Source organism: Salinisphaera orenii subsp. orenii MK-B5 (assembly GCF_003788635.1).
In the GTDB taxonomy this organism is placed as follows: Bacteria; Pseudomonadota; Gammaproteobacteria; order Nevskiales; family Salinisphaeraceae; genus Salinisphaera; species Salinisphaera orenii.
Window position 1 is genome coordinate 60,341 of sequence record NZ_AYKH01000043.1, and the last position, 17,160, is coordinate 77,500.

General features: G+C 67.5%; 12 protein-coding genes and 2 rRNA genes (1 of these 14 running past the window's edge). 6 read left to right on the forward strand and 8 right to left on the reverse strand.

Features of this window, described 5'->3' with window-relative positions; genetic code table 11:
* Window positions 1-20: 20 nt before the first annotated feature.
* A complete protein-coding gene (locus SAOR_RS15655; RefSeq protein ID WP_123632246.1) occupies window positions 21-839 on the forward strand; it encodes an SDR family NAD(P)-dependent oxidoreductase in 819 nt (272 codons plus the stop codon).
* Between the two features lie 31 nt (window positions 840-870).
* A complete protein-coding gene (locus SAOR_RS15660) occupies window positions 871-1,737 on the forward strand; it encodes an SDR family oxidoreductase (protein ID WP_123632247.1) in 867 nt (288 codons plus the stop codon).
* A gap of 185 nt (window positions 1,738-1,922) precedes the next feature.
* Here the strand turns inward: SAOR_RS15660 and SAOR_RS15665 are convergent, their stop codons facing one another.
* Together SAOR_RS15665 and SAOR_RS15670 are read right to left on the reverse strand one after the other, a co-directional pair.
* Window positions 1,923-3,392 carry an amidase gene (locus tag SAOR_RS15665; RefSeq protein WP_123632248.1) on the reverse strand — a complete coding sequence of 490 codons (1,470 nt, stop codon included), beginning with the start codon at window positions 3,390-3,392 and terminating at the stop codon, window positions 1,923-1,925.
* Between the two features lie 113 nt (window positions 3,393-3,505).
* Window positions 3,506-3,886: a hypothetical protein gene (locus SAOR_RS15670; protein WP_185015726.1), complete on the reverse strand. Its 381-nt coding sequence runs from the start codon at window positions 3,884-3,886 to the stop codon at window positions 3,506-3,508.
* A 100-nt stretch (window positions 3,887-3,986) separates the two neighbouring features.
* On the opposite strand from SAOR_RS15670, the gene SAOR_RS15675 reads away from it, so the two are divergent.
* Entirely contained in the window at window positions 3,987-4,169 is a 183-nt protein-coding gene (locus SAOR_RS15675) for a hypothetical protein (RefSeq protein WP_221180032.1), read from the forward strand.
* 105 nt (window positions 4,170-4,274) lie between these two features.
* On the forward strand, window positions 4,275-4,760 hold the full coding sequence (gene greB, locus SAOR_RS15680; RefSeq protein ID WP_123592509.1) for a transcription elongation factor GreB: 486 nt from the start codon (window positions 4,275-4,277) through the stop codon (window positions 4,758-4,760).
* A gap of 219 nt (window positions 4,761-4,979) precedes the next feature.
* On the opposite strand, the gene SAOR_RS15685 is transcribed toward greB, so the two are convergent.
* From SAOR_RS15685 to SAOR_RS15700, 4 genes are read right to left on the reverse strand one after another with little or no spacing between them, the layout of a single operon-like run.
* Window positions 4,980-5,954 (reverse strand): efflux RND transporter periplasmic adaptor subunit, encoded by a 975-nt coding sequence (locus SAOR_RS15685; protein ID WP_123592508.1) that lies wholly within the window; start codon window positions 5,952-5,954, stop codon window positions 4,980-4,982.
* Between the two features lie 12 nt (window positions 5,955-5,966).
* Window positions 5,967-6,185 (reverse strand): DUF1656 domain-containing protein, encoded by a 219-nt coding sequence (locus tag SAOR_RS15690; protein ID WP_123592507.1) that lies wholly within the window; start codon window positions 6,183-6,185, stop codon window positions 5,967-5,969.
* Entirely contained in the window at window positions 6,175-8,307 is a 2,133-nt protein-coding gene (locus SAOR_RS15695; RefSeq protein WP_123632249.1) for an FUSC family protein, read from the reverse strand. The genes SAOR_RS15690 and SAOR_RS15695 overlap by 11 nt, the downstream gene beginning before the upstream one ends.
* Before the next feature lie 48 nt (window positions 8,308-8,355).
* A complete protein-coding gene (locus SAOR_RS15700; protein WP_123592505.1) occupies window positions 8,356-8,979 on the reverse strand; it encodes a TetR/AcrR family transcriptional regulator in 624 nt (207 codons plus the stop codon).
* Between the two features lie 88 nt (window positions 8,980-9,067).
* On the opposite strand from SAOR_RS15700, the gene SAOR_RS15705 reads away from it, so the two are divergent.
* Together SAOR_RS15705 and SAOR_RS15710 are read left to right on the forward strand one after the other, a co-directional pair.
* Window positions 9,068-10,192, forward strand: a complete 1,125-nt coding sequence (locus SAOR_RS15705) for an efflux RND transporter periplasmic adaptor subunit (RefSeq protein WP_123632250.1) — start codon at window positions 9,068-9,070, stop codon at window positions 10,190-10,192.
* Window positions 10,185-14,588 (forward strand): efflux RND transporter permease subunit, encoded by a 4,404-nt coding sequence (locus SAOR_RS15710; RefSeq protein ID WP_123632251.1) that lies wholly within the window; start codon window positions 10,185-10,187, stop codon window positions 14,586-14,588. Before SAOR_RS15705 ends, SAOR_RS15710 begins: the two co-directional genes overlap by 8 nt.
* Window positions 14,589-15,192: 604 nt before the next feature.
* On the opposite strand, the gene rrf is transcribed toward SAOR_RS15710, so the two are convergent.
* A 5S ribosomal RNA gene (gene rrf, locus SAOR_RS15715) occupies window positions 15,193-15,308 on the reverse strand.
* Window positions 15,309-15,373: 65 nt separating this feature from the next.
* Window positions 15,374-17,160 (reverse strand): 23S ribosomal RNA (locus SAOR_RS15720) (it continues 1,108 nt past the right edge of the window).

A 17,160-nucleotide genomic window follows, 5' to 3' on the forward strand; every position in this document is an offset into this window, starting at 1 on the left:
GGCAACGGAGGACTCGACGCATGGCGTTCGCGGATCAATACGGCCCTTGGGCTCTTGTCACCGGCGCGTCCGCCGGCATCGGCGCCGAGTTCGCGCGCCAGATCGCGGCCCGCGGCGTCAACGTCGCCCTCGTGGCCCGCCGGCGCGAACGACTGGCGGCCCTCGGCGAGGAGATCGAGGCCCGGCACGGCGTTCGCACGCTGGCGATCGCGGCCGACCTCAGCGAGCCGGACTTCCTGGCCCCGCTGACCGAGGCGCTCGGCGCGCGCCATGTCGGCCTGCTGGTCAACAACGCCGGTTCCGGCGTCACCGGGGAATTCCTCGATCATGACCTGGACGATGAGCTGCGGATGCTCGCACTCAACTGCCGGGCGCCGCTGATCCTGGCGCATCACTTCGGTGCGCGCATGCGCGACGACCGCCGCGGCGGCATCATCATGCTGGCCTCCATCGCCGGCATCGTGCCCACGCCCCAGTTCGCCCACTACAGCGCGACCAAGGCCTGGAACCGCTATCTCGGCGAAGGCCTGCACGAGGAGCTCGCCCGCGACGGCGTGGACGTGGTCTCGCTGTGCCCGGGCCTGACCGAGAGCGAGTTCTTCGAGCACGCGAACGTCGATCCCAGCGGCTGGCCGTCGCCCCTGCGGGCCTCGATCATGAACGCCGAAGACGTCGCCGCCGCCGGCCTGAAGGGTCTGGGCGGCAAGTCGCAGGTCGTGCCCGGGCTGTCGTATCGCATGCTCATGCGCGCCAGCCGGCTGGCTCCCGGCGGCCTGTCGCCGTGGCTGGTCGATCGCGTCATGCGTTTCGCGCTGCCCTCCCACAGCGATCGCGGCTGAACCCGCGCCCACCGAAGAGCAAGGCATGTCCATGACCGGATTGAGCGACAAGACCCTTTTCATCTCCGGCGCCTCGCGCGGCATCGGCCTGGCGATCGCGCTGCGCGCCGCGGCCGACGGCGCCAACGTGGCGATCGCGGCCAAGACCGATACGCCGCACCCCAAGCTGCCCGGCACGATTTATACGGCGGCCGAACAGATCGAGGCCGCCGGCGGCAAGGCACTGCCGATCGTCTGCGATATCCGCGAAGAGGATCAGGTCGAAGCGGCGGTCAAACAGACCGCCGAACACTTCGGCGGCATCGATATCTGCGTGAACAACGCCAGCGCCATCTCGTTGACCGGCACGCTGGACACGCCGATGAAGCGCTACGATCTGATGAACGAGATCAACGCGCGCGGCACGTATCTGGTCAGCCAGAAATGCATTCCCTACCTTAAGAAAGCCGAGAATCCGCACGTGCTCATGCTCTCGCCGCCGCTGGACATGAAGCCGAAATGGTTCGGCCCGCACGTGGCCTACTCGATCGCCAAGTACGGCATGAGCCTCTGCGTGCTCGGCATGGCCGAGGAATTCGCCGAGGACGGCATCGCCTTCAACGCGCTCTGGCCGCGGACCGGCATCGCCACGGCGGCGATCAATCTGATCGGCGGCGAGGAAATGATGGCGCACTGTCGCAAGCCCGAGATCGTGGCCGACGCCGCGCATCTCGTGCTCACGCGCGACAGCCGCACGTTCACCGGGCGGTTCTGCATCGACGACGTACTGCTCCACGAGCACGGCGTCACCGATTTCGATCAGTACGCCGTGGACGCCAGCCAAGACCTCTGGCCCGACTTCTTCGTGCCCGACGATGTCCCGCCACCGCCCGGATCGATGAACAACCGGCTGGATTAGGGCCTGCTAACACGTCATGCGCACGCCGCGCTGGAGACCACACATCCTGTGCGGCAAGGCTCGAGGCGCCGATCGTGGCGAGTCAGATCCAGACTGGCAACGCCGCAGCGCGCGATCTGAGTCCCGATCCGGAAGGCACGCGTGCTCGATGAAAGGTTACGGACTCTGGCGAACGATCGTCGCGCTCAGCGCCAGACCGGCGTATGGCTGAGCACGTCCGCGGCGACCCGCTCATAGGCCGCCGCCAGACGCAGAACGTCTAGATCGGCGCGATGCGGGCCGATCAGCTGTAGGCCCATGGCGCGGCCGCGCTCATCGAAACCCGCAGGCACGTTCATCGCCGGCACACCGGCCAGCGAGGCGCCGATGACGACCTCCATCCAGCGGTGATAGGTGTCCATGGCGTGTCCGGCGATCGCGGCGGGCCAGTGGGTGTCGGCGTCGAACGCGAACACCTGGGCACTGGGCATCGCAAGCACATCGAAACGCTCGAACGCACCGCGCAGGGTCTGATACCAGGCGCTGCGCTCGACGTTGGCCCGGTGGATGTCCAGGGCGCTGAGCGCAAGGCCGTGCTCGACCTCCCAGCAGGCCTCCGGCTTGAGGCGATCACGCGTGTGCGGATCGTCATGGAGCGGTGCCAGTTTGCCGGCTACCGCCCACTGCCGCAGCGTGTTCCAGCAGCGCCAAAGTCGGGCCGGATCAAAGGCCGGCACGGTGGGTTCGACGATACAGCCGATCGTCTCCAGCCGGCCGAGCGCCTGCTCGCAGACGTCCAGAATTCCCGCCTCCATGGGCAGATAGCCGCCCCAGTCACCGATCCAGCCGATACGCAGGCCCGCGACCTCGGTATAAGGCTCGTCCGCGAACGGCGCCGCAGCCTCCGCGATCGACAGTGGTACCCGCGGATCCGGGCCGGCCTGGATGGCCAGCAGACGAGCCACGTCGGCGACGCTGCGGCCCATCGGGCCCTCGGTGCCCAGCTGCTGGCCGAACACGTCCGGCGCCGGCACCTGCGGCACTCGGCCGAAGCTGGGCCGGAAACCGAAGACATTGTTGAACGCCGCGGGATTGCGCAGGGAGCCCATCATGTCGCTGCCGTCCGCGACCGGCAGCATGCGCATGGCCAGCGCGGCCGCCGCGCCGCCGCTGGAGCCGCCGGCGGTCAGGTCGTGATCGTAGGCGTTGCGAGTGGTGCCGAAAACCGGGTTGTAGGTCTGCGACCCCAGCCCGAATTCGGGCGTGTTGGTCTTGCCGATGATGATCGCGCCGGCCGCCTTCATGCGCTCGACCATCAGTCCGTCCTGCGTCGGCTTCGCGTCGGCGAACAGCGGCGAGCCCAGGGTCGTGACGACGTCCGCGGTCGGGGTGAGATCCTTGACCGCCTGGGGGATGCCGTGCAGCCAGCCGCGATGGATGCCATCAGCCAGCTCCCGGTCGCGGGCATCGGCCTCGGCGAGCAGCACATCGGCGCGCCGGCGCGAGACGATGGCATTGACGCGCGGGTTCACCGCATCGATGTGCGTGAGGTAGGCGCTCATCACCTCGCGACACGAAACGGCGCCGGCGGCTATCCGGTTCGACAGCGCCGTGGCGCCGAGGCCGACGATCTCCTCGACGGCCGAAAGCGACTGTGTTTCCTGTTTTGTTTCCACTCCACTGACCTGTCGCGCGAATCCAAAACGATTATCGCCCGTGCGAGCGCCGCAGCCCAACCCGTATCGAAGCGCCCGACGGTCCACATCGCCGGGGCCCCGCCGGAACCGCTCTAGAAGTTCACGATCGCAATGACCTGCGAATAGATGTTGGTGTCGTCGTCGCCGATCTGGGTGCCGCCCTGAGCCGCGGACTTGTCGGGCGTATAGAAGCCGACGAGCGGACTCAGCACGAGATGATCGTTGACCACCCACTGGGCATAGAGATCGACCTCGTTACCGTTGAGGAATCCGTCGCCAGCATTGTCGAAGTCGAAATACAGCGCCCCCAGTTCGACGGTCGGAGAAGGCGCCAGGGTCACACCAGCGTGGTGGACATCGGTATCGCTGTTGAACGGCCCGGCATAGTTGGCGGCGACCTCACCCTGGAACCAGGTGCCGTAACCGCGGTTGAAGCCGAAGAACAGCGGATCGAAGCCTTGGGAAAAGCTCAAGTGACGGTAGGTCAACTTCGGCGCCCAAGGCGCATCCGTGAAGGCCTAAACGGCCTCGCCGTACCGGGCATGATCGTCGCTGTAGTCGCCGAAATAGTCATTGCAATTCGAGGGCGTCGGCACCACCGACAAGGCCCCCGTGCACGACGCCATCGAAAAGACCAGCGGCCTGATGGGCGTGACCGGCGAGTTCAACATGAGCGCCGACGACCATCTCGGCCTCGACCTGTCCGCGTTCCGGATGCTCGAGATTCGAGACGGCGACTGGGCACTGATCGAATAGGACATGGATCCGCCCGCCGTGGCGGCAGCGGGCCCGCTTGCTTAACGGCACGCGGGCCTTTCTTTTAAGCTTTGCGCCTGCGCATCCCACCGCGAGCAACACCGCGTGACACGACGCGACTACATCACCCGCGCCGGCTGGCAGAAGCTGGCCGACGAACTGGACTACCTCTGGCGCGAGAAGCGTCCGCACGTCACTCGCGAGCTGTCGGCCGCCGCCGCCGAGGGTGATCGCTCCGAGAACGCCGAATACATCTATCGCAAGAAGGAGCTGCGCGAGATCGATCGGCGGGTGCGCTATCTCGGCCGGCGTATCGACGAACTCACGGTGGTCGACAGTGCCCCGGACGATCCGAGCGTCGTCTTTTTCGGCGCCTGGGTCGCGGTGATCGACGACACGGACGCACGCCATCGCTACCGCATCGTCGGGGCGGACGAGACCGACGCCGCCGCGGGTGCGATCAGCCTGAATTCGCCGGTGGCGCGGGCGCTGCTCGGCAAGCGCGTCGGCGACATCGTGACCGTGAGCCTGCCCCAGAACGAACGCGAATTCGAGATCGAGGCCATCCACTACACGCCGCCGCACGACTAGACGCGGCCGCACGGGCCGCCTGTCACCGTTTCGCTTTCGCACCTGCCGTGACGAATTACGGCTCGAACCGCGAACCGCACACCACGCCGGACCGTACGCACGGGGCCAGGGCGACGTACCGGCGAGGCCTGCGCCTGACGCACCGTTGTGCTCCGCGCGCGAATGCTCGGCCGGGCAACCGGCCGCACCATCGACACCGTGGCGCGGACGCGACGCCGCTCAGTCCGTCGCCCCGCCGTCGCCGTCCGGCGCGGTGCGCTCTGCCGGCAGTCCGATGAGGCCGTCTTCGCCCACCGCCGCATCGCGCGCGTCGGCCCTGTCGGGCTGGACATGCACGGTGGCGCTCAGGCCGACGCTCAGCCCGAGATCGGTCGGGCTGCGATCGAAGTCGATGGTGACGGGCACGCGCTGGGCAAGACGCACCCATTGGAAGGTGGGGTCGACGTTCGGCAGGTTGCGCTCACCCGGCGCGTTGTTGGCGACCGCGATGCCGTGACCGATGCTGGCCACGTGACCGCGCAGCGGCCCATCACGGGCCATCAGGCTGATCCGCACGGGGTCACCCACGTCGATGCGCGGCAGCTTGGTCTCCTCGAAATAGGCCGTGATGCGGAAGGAATCGACGTCGACGAGCGTCATCACCGACTGGCCCTCGCTGGCGTAATCGCCCTCGTCGAGCTGCAGATGGGTGACGTAGCCGTTGACCGGCGAGCGCACGCTGGCCCATTCCAGATCCTGCTGCGCCTGCGCGAGCCGGGCGCGGGCCTGGCGGACCGAGGCGTTCGCGGCCACGAGTTCGGACTCGGCCTGCTGACGCTCCTGTGTCGACACGCCCCCGGCCGGCAGTCGTTCGAGACGGCTGGCATTCTGACTGGCGAAGCGCCGCTGGGCCTCGGCCTGGGCCAGCGCCGCCTCGGCCTCGTCGACCGCATTCTCGAACCGGATCGGCTGGATCCGGAACAGCGGATCGCCGGCCTCGACGTAGCGATCGTCGCGCACCGCCACCTCGGTGATGGTGCCCGAGACTTCCGGGGCCACGTTGACGACGTCCGCCTGGACACGGGCATCGCGCGTCCAGGGCGCATAGACGTAGTGCTGCCACGCGAACCACGCCAGCACCGCGGCGACCGCGACCAGCAGCAGGGTCGCCACGACCCGAAGCACGATCCGAAACACATCCCTTGATTCCGCCATTCGATCCAGCCTTCAGACCCGGCCCGCCCACGGGCCGAACGCCAGCAGGAGCAGGGACAACACGATGATGAACAGGGCCGCGCCGGCCAGCGCCGGATGCCAGAACAACCGATAGGCGCGCATTCGCAGCAGCAGGAAACGCAGCGGCAGATAGATCAGCCCGGCGCCGGCCAGAAAGACCAGGAATATGGGCAGGTAGATGCCGCCGAAGGCAAGCTGCTCAGGAGACAACGTCGGCTTCCCCCAGTCGGATGGCCGTGCCGTCGGCATTCTCGCGCGCCAGGCCGTAGTCGGCCAGTGCCGCGGCCACCAGCTCGGCGGCCACCGCCGCGCGCACGCCGTGGCGCATCCGGCGGCGCGGCGTGAACGTCACCGCCTCGTCGAGCATACGGCGCGCCAGCGCATTGGTCTTGGCCTGCACCTCGAACACACGCTCCACCGCGGGGTAGCCGTGCGCGAACAGGCGTTCGAGTTCCGCCAGCGCGGTCCGCACGCCAGCCCGCGTCGGCTCGTCGAAGCCGGCGCGGGCGGCGAGCACCCGCAGCGAACGCGCCTCCAGGCCCATGTTGACCGCGGCGAAGGCGGCCTGACGCGCCGAGACATGGGTCTCACCGCGATCGGCGGCCACCGGCAGACGCAGCAGGCGATCATAGACCCGCGTTTCGAAGCGCTCGCGCGAGCCGGTGAAGCCGCGGGCAAGCTCGCCGAACATACCCGCCAGACGTTCGCGCAGCAGCCCCCGGGACGAGACCGGCAGGATCAGTGTGAACGCCGCCAGCGCCAGAAAGACCGCCAGCTCCGCGCCGATCAGCGCCTCGGCGAAGCTGACGAAGTCCTGACGGGCGTTGTTGTCCGGATGCACCAGCAGCCCGAAGGTGACCAGCGAGATCCGCCCCACCAGCGCGAGCCTCGGGGTGGCCATGGCCAGCGCGGCGACGAACACGAACGGCAGCAGCACGACCATGAGCATGACGTAGCCGTTGACCGCGGGCAGCAGAACGAAATTGACGACGAATGCGGCCACGCCGGCACAGGCCGCGCCGACGCCGAAGCCGCGCGCGCCGCCGACCGGATTGTCGCCGAGCGCGAACAGGGTGGTGAGTACGGCCATGAGCACCATCATGCCGTTGAGGGCCGGCTCGGCGTGGGTGGCCCAGATCGCTGCGCCGATGCCCATGGCCACGGCCGCCCGTGCGGTCGTGCGCAGCGATTCACGCACCGATACCGGCACCGCGAACTCGGGCCGGGAACGCCGGGTGCGCCGGCCGGCGCCGCGCTCGGTGAGCAGCATCTCGTGCTTGACCACCGCGGCGCGCATCCGACTCGCGAGATCCAGCGCCCGGCTGATCACGACCCAGTCGACCAGCGAGCGGCGACGGTCGTTGGCGCGGTCCGCGCGAGCCGTTTCCAGAATGCGCGTGTACGCCTGGCCGAAGGCCCGTCGGAGCGCGCCGGTATCGTCGGGGTCGCGCGCCATCAGGTCGGCGGCCTCGTCCAGCGCCTGCAGCGGCCGCCGATCCACACCCTGGCCGAACTTGGCCAGATAAACCTGCAGCGAGGCCATGGCGCTGACCAGCGCCAGCAGCTCGTAGTCCAGACGCCGCGCGAGCCGGTCGTGTTCGGCGAAGCGCGGCTCGTCGTAGCGCGCATAGCGCCGTGTCTGCTCGAGAGAGAGTGTGGTCTCGACCAGGCGATGAAGATCGGGATGCGGGCTGCGCGGATCGTCCTCGCCAGCGCCCGCGGCGGCCGGCGCCTCGTCCGGGTCGCGCTTGAGCCGTCCGAACTGCGTGCCGATCGCGCGCAGCGCCGCCACCCGCGCGGCCAGATACTTGCGCGCCGTCGTCCCCGGTGCCAGCAGCACGCTCACGAACGCCGCGACGACCGCTGCGAGCGCGGTCTCAGCCGTGCGCGCGACGGCCACCGAGAACACCGTGGCCGGGTCCGACATCGCCCGCACGCCGACGATCATGGTCACGTAGCCGGCCAGCACGAAGCCGTAGGACAGATTGTTCCGGAACAGGCTCGCGCAGAAGACCATCAGACTCACCCAGCCGACCAGCGCCACGCTGAACAACATGTAGCTCTGCGCGAACGCCGCGATCAGGGCGATCGAGACCGCGCCGGCGACGAAGGTGCCCAGCAGCCGCGCGAAGCCGCGCACCACCAGAAAGCCCGGCAGCGGCTGGATGAGGATGGCCACGTTGATGAACACCCAGTAGGCGTTGTCGAGCTGCAGCCGAAAGGCGAGATACAGCGCCAGCGCGATCGACACGCAGCAGCGGATCGCGAACGAGACGTTTTCGGCGCTGGGGGCGAACAGCCAGGCGAGACGCGACATTTGTGTATTATACATTTAAATGCCGGGCATGACAGCCCCTGACCGTTGCACCGGCCCTGCGCGCTATGACGGCGCGAACGCCGGCCGGACCACCGCGAAGACCCGGTCGAGTTGGCACGCCAGATCGCTGCTGTCGAGCACCGCACTGGGCGCCAGATCGTTGCACAGCGATACGAGACCGTGGAGACTCGACCATAGCAACAGCACGCTGTCGGCGGTTTCGCCGGGGCGCAGGGTACCCGCCCGCTGGCCGCGCTCGACCGTCTCATGGAGCTGATGACAGACGCGCCCGGCCGCCGCCTCGAGCTCGGGATACGCGCCGCCGCGGAACTCGCAGGCAAACATCAGCCGGTAGAGGTGCGGCATGGCGATGCCGAAACGCCCGTAGCAACCCAGCAGGGCGCGCAGCGTGTCGACATCGCAGCGCTCGCATGTCGCGACGACGGCCTCCGCCTCGGCCACGAGCCGATCGAAACCGCGGGCCGCGCAGGCCGCCAGCAGCGACTGCTTGTCGGCGAAATGCCGATAGGGCGCGCTGCGCGACACGCCGATACGATGCGCGACCGCACGCAGGGTCACGGCGCCACGACCGCCCTCGTTCAACAGATCGAGGGCGGCCTGCACGCAGGCATTGGACAGATCGCCGTGGTGATAGCGATCACCGTCACGAAGCGACCGGGTACGCATGACGAAAGGCTAGCACAGTGTTGACAGCGTCAACATCCCGACCTAGCGTGGTCGGTTCGCGCAGTGCGCCGCGGGTGCAGGGAGAACAATGACAAAACGGCCAGGCCGGGCGCGTCGTCTCATGGGCATCGCCGTGCTGGGCGGCATGCTTGCAGCCGGCTGCACCGACGACGGTCGAACCGCCACCGCGGGCCGCACCACCGACCACACCAAGGCGGTTCGCGTGGCCACGGTGCGCCGCGGCGATGCCGACCGGCGTTACACCCTCAGCGGCGTGACCCGGGCCGCGCAACGCGCGCAGCTGGCCTTTCAGGCCAGCGGGCGACTGGCGGCGCGGCCGGTCGACATCGGTGCGGAACTGGCGGCCGGCGATCTCGTGGCCCGCCTCGACCAGCCCGAACTCGGCCCCGCGGCCGATGCGGCCGCCGCGGACGTCCGGGGACTGCAGACGCGGTTCGAACAGGCCGAGCGCGATCTGCGGCGCGTGCGTCGGCTGGTCGAACAGGACGCGGCTACCCGCCAGGAACTCGAGGACACCCGGGCACGCCGCGACAGCCTCGCCGCACAGCTCGACAACGCCCGCGCCCAGCGCGAACGCGCGGTCAACGCCGCGGGCGAACTGACACTGACCGCGCCCATCGCCGGCAGCGTGACGCGCGTGTTCTTCGAGCCCGGCGAGTTCGTACCCGCCGGTCAGCCCGTGGTGGCACTCAGCGGCGGACGCGCGCTGGAGGTGGCCTTCGGCGTGCCCGAACGGCTGGTTCAGACACTCGAGATCGGTGACAGCGCCCGGCTGACGCTGCCCCTGTTCGCACAGCGCGAGATCGCGGGCACGCTCACCGGCCTGTCACGGGCCAGCGGCGGGCGCGGCGAACTCTTCCGGGCCGTCATCGCGCTCGACGAGACCGACTCGCTGCGCCCCGGCCTGAGCGTGAGCTGGCACGTGTCCGCGGCGAGCGAACCGGGCCTGCTGGTACCGGCGAGCGCGATCGCCAGCCCCGGCTTGAGCCACGCGCCGCGGGTCTACGTGCTGCGCGACGGCGTGGCGCACGCGATACCGGTCACTCCGGGGACACTGATCGGCGAGTCGGTGCGGGTCGAGGGCGCGCTCGAGGTGGACGAACGCGTGGTCACCCGCGGGTTGCACAATCTCGTCGACGGCCAGACGGTACGCGTGCTGGAGGACAACGGCGCGGACGGCGCCCATGACTGACCTCGCCGGGCGCACCCCGGGCCAGGCGCGGCTGATCGGGGCGCTGGTCGCCGTCTTCGTGCTGGCTGGCGCCCTCGCCTATCTGCAGATGAACCGGCAGGAGAACCCGTCGTTTCCGTATCGGGCCGCGATCGTGACCGTGGCCTTCCCCGGGGCCGGGCCGGCGCGTATCGAACGCCTCGTCGCCCGCCCGCTTGAGGAAGAGATCGCTGAGATCGCCGCGGTGGACACGATCGACACCACGCTGCGGCAGGGCATGGCGGTGTTCACCATCCAGCTCGGCGATGAGGTCTATGACACCGACACCGCCTGGGACCGCGTGCGCGTGGCCATGGACGACGCCGCGCGGGACTATCCGGCCGGTGTCGGCGAAGCACAGCTCGACGATCGCATCATCGACGCCAGCCTGATGGTGCTGGCGGTGAACGGCGATGCGCCGCCGCGGATACTGGGCGATGCAGCGAAGACGCTGCGCCGCCATCTGCTGGGCGTGGACGGCGTCGCCGCCACCGAGCTCCACGGCGACCCGGGCCGCCAGGTCACGATCACCATCGACGATGCCGCGATGGACCGGTACGGCGTCTCGCCCGCCGGCATCGCCGCCGATATTGGCGCGAACAACCGCGTAACCCGCGGCGGTACGCTCCGGCTCGCCGGCGCCTCGGTGCATCTGGATCCGGCGACCGATTTCGACGACATCGACGCCATCCGCGACACGGCCATCGGTCTGCCGGACGGCGGCACGCTGCCGCTGTCGGCACTGGCGCAGGTCCATCAAAGCGAGGCGGTGCCGGCACGCGGTGCACTGTGGCATGACGGGAACCGCGGCGTGGGGGTCGAGATCATCGCCGAACGCGGCGTGAACGTGGTCGCGCTGGGCGAACGGCTGCGCGACGCGGTGGACGCCATCCGGCCGATGATCGCACCACTCGAGATCCGGGAGATGTTCTACCAGCCGGCCCAGACCGAACGCCGGCTCGACGACCTGTCACTGAACCTGCTGATCTCGGTCGCCATCATCCTGCTCGTGCTGTTCGTTTTCATGGGGCTGCGGCTCGGGGTCGTGGTCGCCATGCTGCTGCCGCTGGTCACGCTGACCACGATCGCGCTGTATGCACTGGGCGGAGGCATCCTGCACCAGATCGCGATTATCGGGCTGGTGGTCGCCCTCGGCATTCTGGTCGACAACGCGATCGTCATGAGCGAGGACGTGCAACGCCGTCTCAATGCGGGCGACACCCCCGCCGCGGCCGCTGCCGGCGCCATCCGCGAACTCGCCGGACCGCTGTTCGCGGCCACGGGCACCACGCTCGCGGCATTCGTGCCCATGCTGCTCTCCGAAGGCAACACCGCGGACTTCACGCGGGCGCTGCCGATCACCATCATGCTGTCGTTGACGGTGAGCTATCTCTTCGCGGTCACGGTGACACCCCTGGTCTGCCAGTTCGCGCTGCGGCGGCGTGCGGCGACCGGGCCGGGGCTGATCGATCGCCTCGGCGCCCATCTCGCCCGCCTGACCCTGCGCTTCCCGACGCTGCTGATCGTGGCCGGCGGCCTGGTCATGGCCGCGGCGCTGGCCAGCCAGATCTGGCTGGACGAAGAATTCTTCCCGCCGGCCGATCGCACCGCCGTGGTCATCGATCTGTCGCTGCCGGAAGGCGCCCACATCGACCGAACGGAGGCGAGCGCCCAGCGGCTCGCGCGCGCCCTGCGCGGGCATGCCGGCGTGCGTGCGATCCATACCTTCGTCGGTGACGGCGGGCCGACGTTCTTCTACAACCTGCGGCGCGCGCCGGCCTCGCCGCAGCTGGCCCGGCTTGTGGTGATCACCGATACGCTGGCGCGCAACAGCCCAATCATCGATTTCGCGGAGCGTTACGCCGCCGACCACCTGCCCGCAGCCGACGTGGTCGCACGCAAGCTCGCCCAGGGACCGATGGTCGACGCGCCGATCGAGATCCGTATCTACAACCCCGACCCGGCGGCCCTGGTCCGGGCCACCGAACAGGTCTTCTCGGCCACCCGCGCCCTGCCGGGCGCGCGGGACGTGCGCCACGATCTGGGTACCGGCGTGCCGAGCGTGGACTATCGTATCGAGAACGCCGTCGCCCGCGCCTTCGGCGTCACGCCGATCGACGTGGCGCAGGCGCTGCAGCGGCGCACCGACGGCCTGGTCGTGGGCCAGTATCGCGCCGGCGACGACCCCATGCCGATCAAGTTGCGCAGCCCGGAAGGCGAACGCACCGCGCCGACCGCACTCGACACCGCCCTGGTTTATGGCGACCCGAATCGCCCGATCCCCCTCATGCAGGCGGCGACACCGCACCTGACGATCCAGCCCGGCGCGATCCGCCGGCACGACCAGCGCCGCGTCGGGCACGTGCTCAGCGAGCTGCAGCCGGGAGCCGTGTACAGTGAAGTGCTGGACCCGCTCAGGACGCGCATCGGCGACCTCGATCTGCCGCCCGGTACGACGCTGGCCTACGGTGGCAACGCCGAGGAGTCCGGCAAGGCCAACGCGGCGCTGTTCCGGGCCGCTCCGCTCGGCGTCGCCCTGCTGCTGTTCTTTCTGCTCGTTCAGTTCAACTCGTTCACACGCGTCATGCTCGTTCTGCTCACGGCCCTGTTCGCGCTCGTCGGCGTCTTCCCGGGATTACTGCTGCTCGGCATCCCCTTCGGCTTCATGCCGCTGCTCGGCCTGATCGCGCTGACCGGGATCGTCGTCAACAACGCCATCGTGCTCATCGATACCATCGACCGACGCCTGGCCAGCGGCGCCGGGCTCGAGACCGCGATCGCCGACGCCGTGCGCCGCCGCACGCGGCCGATCATCCTGACCACCGCGACCACGATCGCCGGACTGCTGCCCCTGGCCCTGTCGCCGACGACGCTCTGGCCGCCGATGGCCTGGCCGATCATCACCGGCCTGCTCGCCTCCACATTGCTCACGCTGCTCGTGCTGCCCGCGGTCTGCCGGCTCGTACTGCGACCGCCGCGGCGTTCCCGCAGGCGCGCGGGCCATTCGGCGCTGCTCGTCGCCTGCGTGATTGGCGCCGGGCTGGCTACGGCGCAGCCGGCCCATGCCACCGAGCGGTCGGCGCATGAGCGCTCCATGGACCTGATCGAGGTCCTGCACCGGGCCCGCACTCGCCCCGAGGTCGAGCGAACGCAGCATGAAGCCGACGCCGCGGGCGCCGTGGCCGATCGAGCGCGCCGCGCCGGACGCTATCCCACGGTGTCGATGCAAGCCTTCGCGGCCTACAGCGATCGCGTGGCGCGAATCGACAGCAGCGATCTGAACGGCCCCGACTTCGACGGGATCGATGCCCTGCCGCCGGGCTCAGCGGCGCTGGGCCAGCGCGGACGCAGCGGCGCCGCCCTCGAGCTGCGGCAGCCCGTCATCGATTTGGCCCAGCAACGCTATGCCGCTCCGGCAGCCGAAGCGAGCGCCCGGGCCGCGGCGTCGACCTTGGACCGCACGCGGGTCAGGAGCATGGTGCACGCCGCCGACGCCTACACCGACGCATTGGCAACCAAGGCGCGGCTGTCCGCTGGACGCAGGCTCATCGCGAACCTCGCTGCCCGCGCCGAGCGCGTCGCGGCCCAGCGCGAGTCCGGACGCGCGCTGCGCAGCGAGATGCTGGCGGTCGACTACGCGCACCGTCGCGCCCAGCGTCAGCACGCCGACCGGATCAATGACTTTGAAATCGCTCGACGCGAACTCGGGCGCGCCGTCGGTCGCGACAGCCCCGTCCGGCCGCGGCCGATCGAATATGACGTTCCGCCCGTCACGGCCAACGAAGAGATACTCATGGCACGTGCCCTGGCCCGGCGACGCGACATGGCCGCCCTCGTGGCTCGTATCCGATCGGCCGAATTGGCCGTGCGTCGCGCAGGCGCCCGTCGTCTGCCCACTCTCGACGCAGTCGCCGAGGCGCGCTACAACAAGGGCAATCCGTTCCTGCCCGAGCACGAAAACCGGATCTCCGCCGAAATCCGATGGCGCCCGTTCGCAGGCGGCACGATCGCGGCCCGCGAAGGCGAAGCCGAGGCACGGCTATCCGCGCTACGCGCCCGGCGGATCAAGCTCCGGCGCGACATTAAGATACAGGTGGGCCGCGCATTGCGCCGACTCGAAAATGCCCGCGACGGAATCGAACTCGCCCGGCTGGGCGTCGACAGCGCGGAGGCAACACGCGACACGCGGGCAGCTCAACTGGCCGGTGGCCGCGCCCGCATGGATGACCTGCTGGAAGCCGAAGCGACACTCGCCGAGCGTCGCGCCGAAGCCCGTATCGCCCGGCTGCGAACCATGTCGGCGTGGATCGCTCTACAGGGGGCTGTCGGTAACGATGACATCATAGCCACGCTGAGCCGAACCGCGGACCGTCGATAATCGCGCGCGAGCGCGACGACCCTGCCGCTGTCTGTCACCCGCCGTACGCGTACGGTTCCGGCCGACGCCGGCATACGTCCGGTCTGCGCCAGCACGCATGAAGAAGCCCCGGCGTGGATTTCCACCCCAACCTGGAAAGAACCCTTGCTTACGGAGATTCACGGACCCGAGTATGCGTCGGGCCCTATCCAAATCGCAGCCCGGCCAATGACGAGTCGAACGGCGGCCGCGATCTTGGTGAGTTACGGCCTGAATGGGCGACGGTCCGAACCGTCATTCGGCCCGGCTTTCCGTCGACTCCAAGACATCTCGTCACATGCGGACCGCAAGTGGAAACGGCAGTCTTGCCGGTCCTGAGCTCTCACGGGCTCGGCAACCCGCGACATCCCGATTCAAATCTTAAGACGCAACGGCTCGCCCGCTCGACCAGCACGCACCGATCTCACCCGCGGCGCCTTCGAACGACGACGAAGGGATCAACATCTTCGGGCATGGCCGGCCCCATATTTACGCCCGGGTAATGAAGCATCCTTGACAACGCACGCAACGCGGCTCGCAGACATAAAAAAAGCCCCGAGCGGATGCTCGGGGCTTTTACTATAGAGCCTGGCGGTGACCTACTCTCGCACGGGGAGACCCCGCACTACCATCGGCGCTGAGTGGTTTCACTTCCGAGTTCGGAATGGGTTCGGGTGGTTCCCACTCGCTATGGCCGCCAGGCAAACTGGAAACAATCTGTGTGCAATCGAACACTGCGCGGTTGCGCAAAAACGCTTGAGCGTTATATGACCAAGTCTCACGGGCAATTAGTACCAGTAAGCTGAACACGTTGCCGTGCTTACACATCTGGCCTATCAACGTCCTCGTCTTGGACGACCCTTAAGAGCCCTCAAGGGGCTAGCGAGATCTCATCTTGAGGTGGGCTTCGCGCTTAGATGCTTTCAGCGCTTATCCCTTCCGCACGTAGCTACCCGGCAGTGCCACTGGCGTGACAACCGGAACACCAGAGGTGCGTCCATCCCGGTCCTCTCGTACTAAGGACAGATCCTCTCAAATCTCGAACGCCTACGGCAGATAGGGACCGAACTGTCTCACGACGTTCTAAACCCAGCTCGCGTACCACTTTAAATGGCGAACAGCCATACCCTTGGGACCTGCTTCAGCCCCAGGATGTGATGAGCCGACATCGAGGTGCCAAACTCCTCCGTCGATGTGGACTCTTGGGAGGAATCAGCCTGTTATCCCCGGCGTACCTTTTATCCGTTGAGCGATGGCCCTTCCATACAGAACCACCGGATCACTAAGACCTACTTTCGTACCTGCTCGACCCGTCGGTCTCACAGTCAAGCACCCTTTTGCCTTTGCACTCGTTGCGCGATTTCCGACCGCGCTGAGGGTACCTTTGCACTCCTCCGTTACTCTTTGGGAGGAGACCGCCCCAGTCAAACTACCCACCATACACTGTCCCTGGCCCAGATAATGGGCCTAGGTTAGAACCTCAAACATTTCAGGGCGGTATTTCAAGGGTGGCTCCACGCTGGCTAGCGCCAACGTTTCAAAGCCTCCCGCCTATCCTACACAAAAATGTTCAAAATCCAGTGTAAAGCTATAGTAAAGGTGCACGGGGTCTTTCCGTCTTGCCGCAGGAACACTGCATCTTCACAGCAATTTCGATTTCACTGAGTCTCGGGTGGAGACAGTGTGGCCATCGTTACGCCATTCGTGCAGGTCGGAACTTACCCGACAAGGAATTTCGCTACCTTAGGACCGTTATAGTTACGGCCGCCGTTTACCGGGGCTTCGATCAAGAGCTTCGTCCGAAGACTAACCCCATCACTTAACCTTCCGGCACCGGGCAGGCGTCACACCCTATACATCCACTTACGTGTTAGCAGAGTGCTGTGTTTTTAGTAAACAGTCGCAGCCACCTGGTCTCTGCGGCCCCGTCCAGCTCGGCCCGCGAGGGGCTTCACCTACTGGGGGCGCACCTTCTCCCGAAGTTACGGTGCCATTTTGCCGAGTTCCTTCACCCGAGTTGTCTCATACGCCTTAGGATTCTCACCTTATCCACCTGTGTTGGTTTGGGGTACGGTCCGCACAACCTGAAGCTTAGAGGTTTTTCCTGGAAGCAGAGTATCGGTCACTTCGCTCTCTTGAGAGCTCGTCATCGCATCTCGGCATTGAGCCTCCGGATTTGCCTAGAGACCCTGCCTACATGCTTAAACCGGGACAACCATCGCCCGGCCGACCTAACTTTCTTCGTCACCCCATCGCAGTTGTGCGAGGTACGGGAATATTAACCCGTTTCCCATCGACTACGCCTTTCGGCCTCGCCTTAGGAGCCGACTCACCCTGCGCCGAATAGCGTTGCGCAGGAACCCTTGGATTTTCGGCGGGAAGGTTTTTCACCTTCCTTATCGTTACTCACGTCAGCATTCGCACTTCCGATACCTCCAGCATGCCTCACGGCACACCTTCACGGCCTACGGAACGCTCCTCTACCACTTGCAATAAATTACAAGTCCGCAGCTTCGGTGCATGGCTTTAGCCCCGTTATATCTTCCGCGCGGGC

Excerpts from the sequence above, each read along its gene's own strand:
- SAOR_RS15710 (WP_123632251.1), top strand. The coding sequence starts at position 10,185 with ATGACTGACCTCGCCGGGCGCACCCCGGGCCAGGCGCGGCTGATCGGG.
- SAOR_RS15685 (WP_123592508.1), bottom strand. The coding sequence starts at position 5,954 with ATGGCGGAATCAAGGGATGTGTTTCGGATCGTGCTTCGGGTCGTGGCG.
- SAOR_RS15655 (WP_123632246.1), top strand. The coding sequence starts at position 21 with ATGGCGTTCGCGGATCAATACGGCCCTTGGGCTCTTGTCACCGGCGCG.
- SAOR_RS15700 (WP_123592505.1), bottom strand. The coding sequence starts at position 8,979 with ATGCGTACCCGGTCGCTTCGTGACGGTGATCGCTATCACCACGGCGAT.
- SAOR_RS15660 (WP_123632247.1), top strand. The coding sequence starts at position 871 with ATGACCGGATTGAGCGACAAGACCCTTTTCATCTCCGGCGCCTCGCGC.
- SAOR_RS15705 (WP_123632250.1), top strand. The coding sequence starts at position 9,068 with ATGACAAAACGGCCAGGCCGGGCGCGTCGTCTCATGGGCATCGCCGTG.
- SAOR_RS15695 (WP_123632249.1), bottom strand. The coding sequence starts at position 8,307 with ATGTATAATACACAAATGTCGCGTCTCGCCTGGCTGTTCGCCCCCAGC.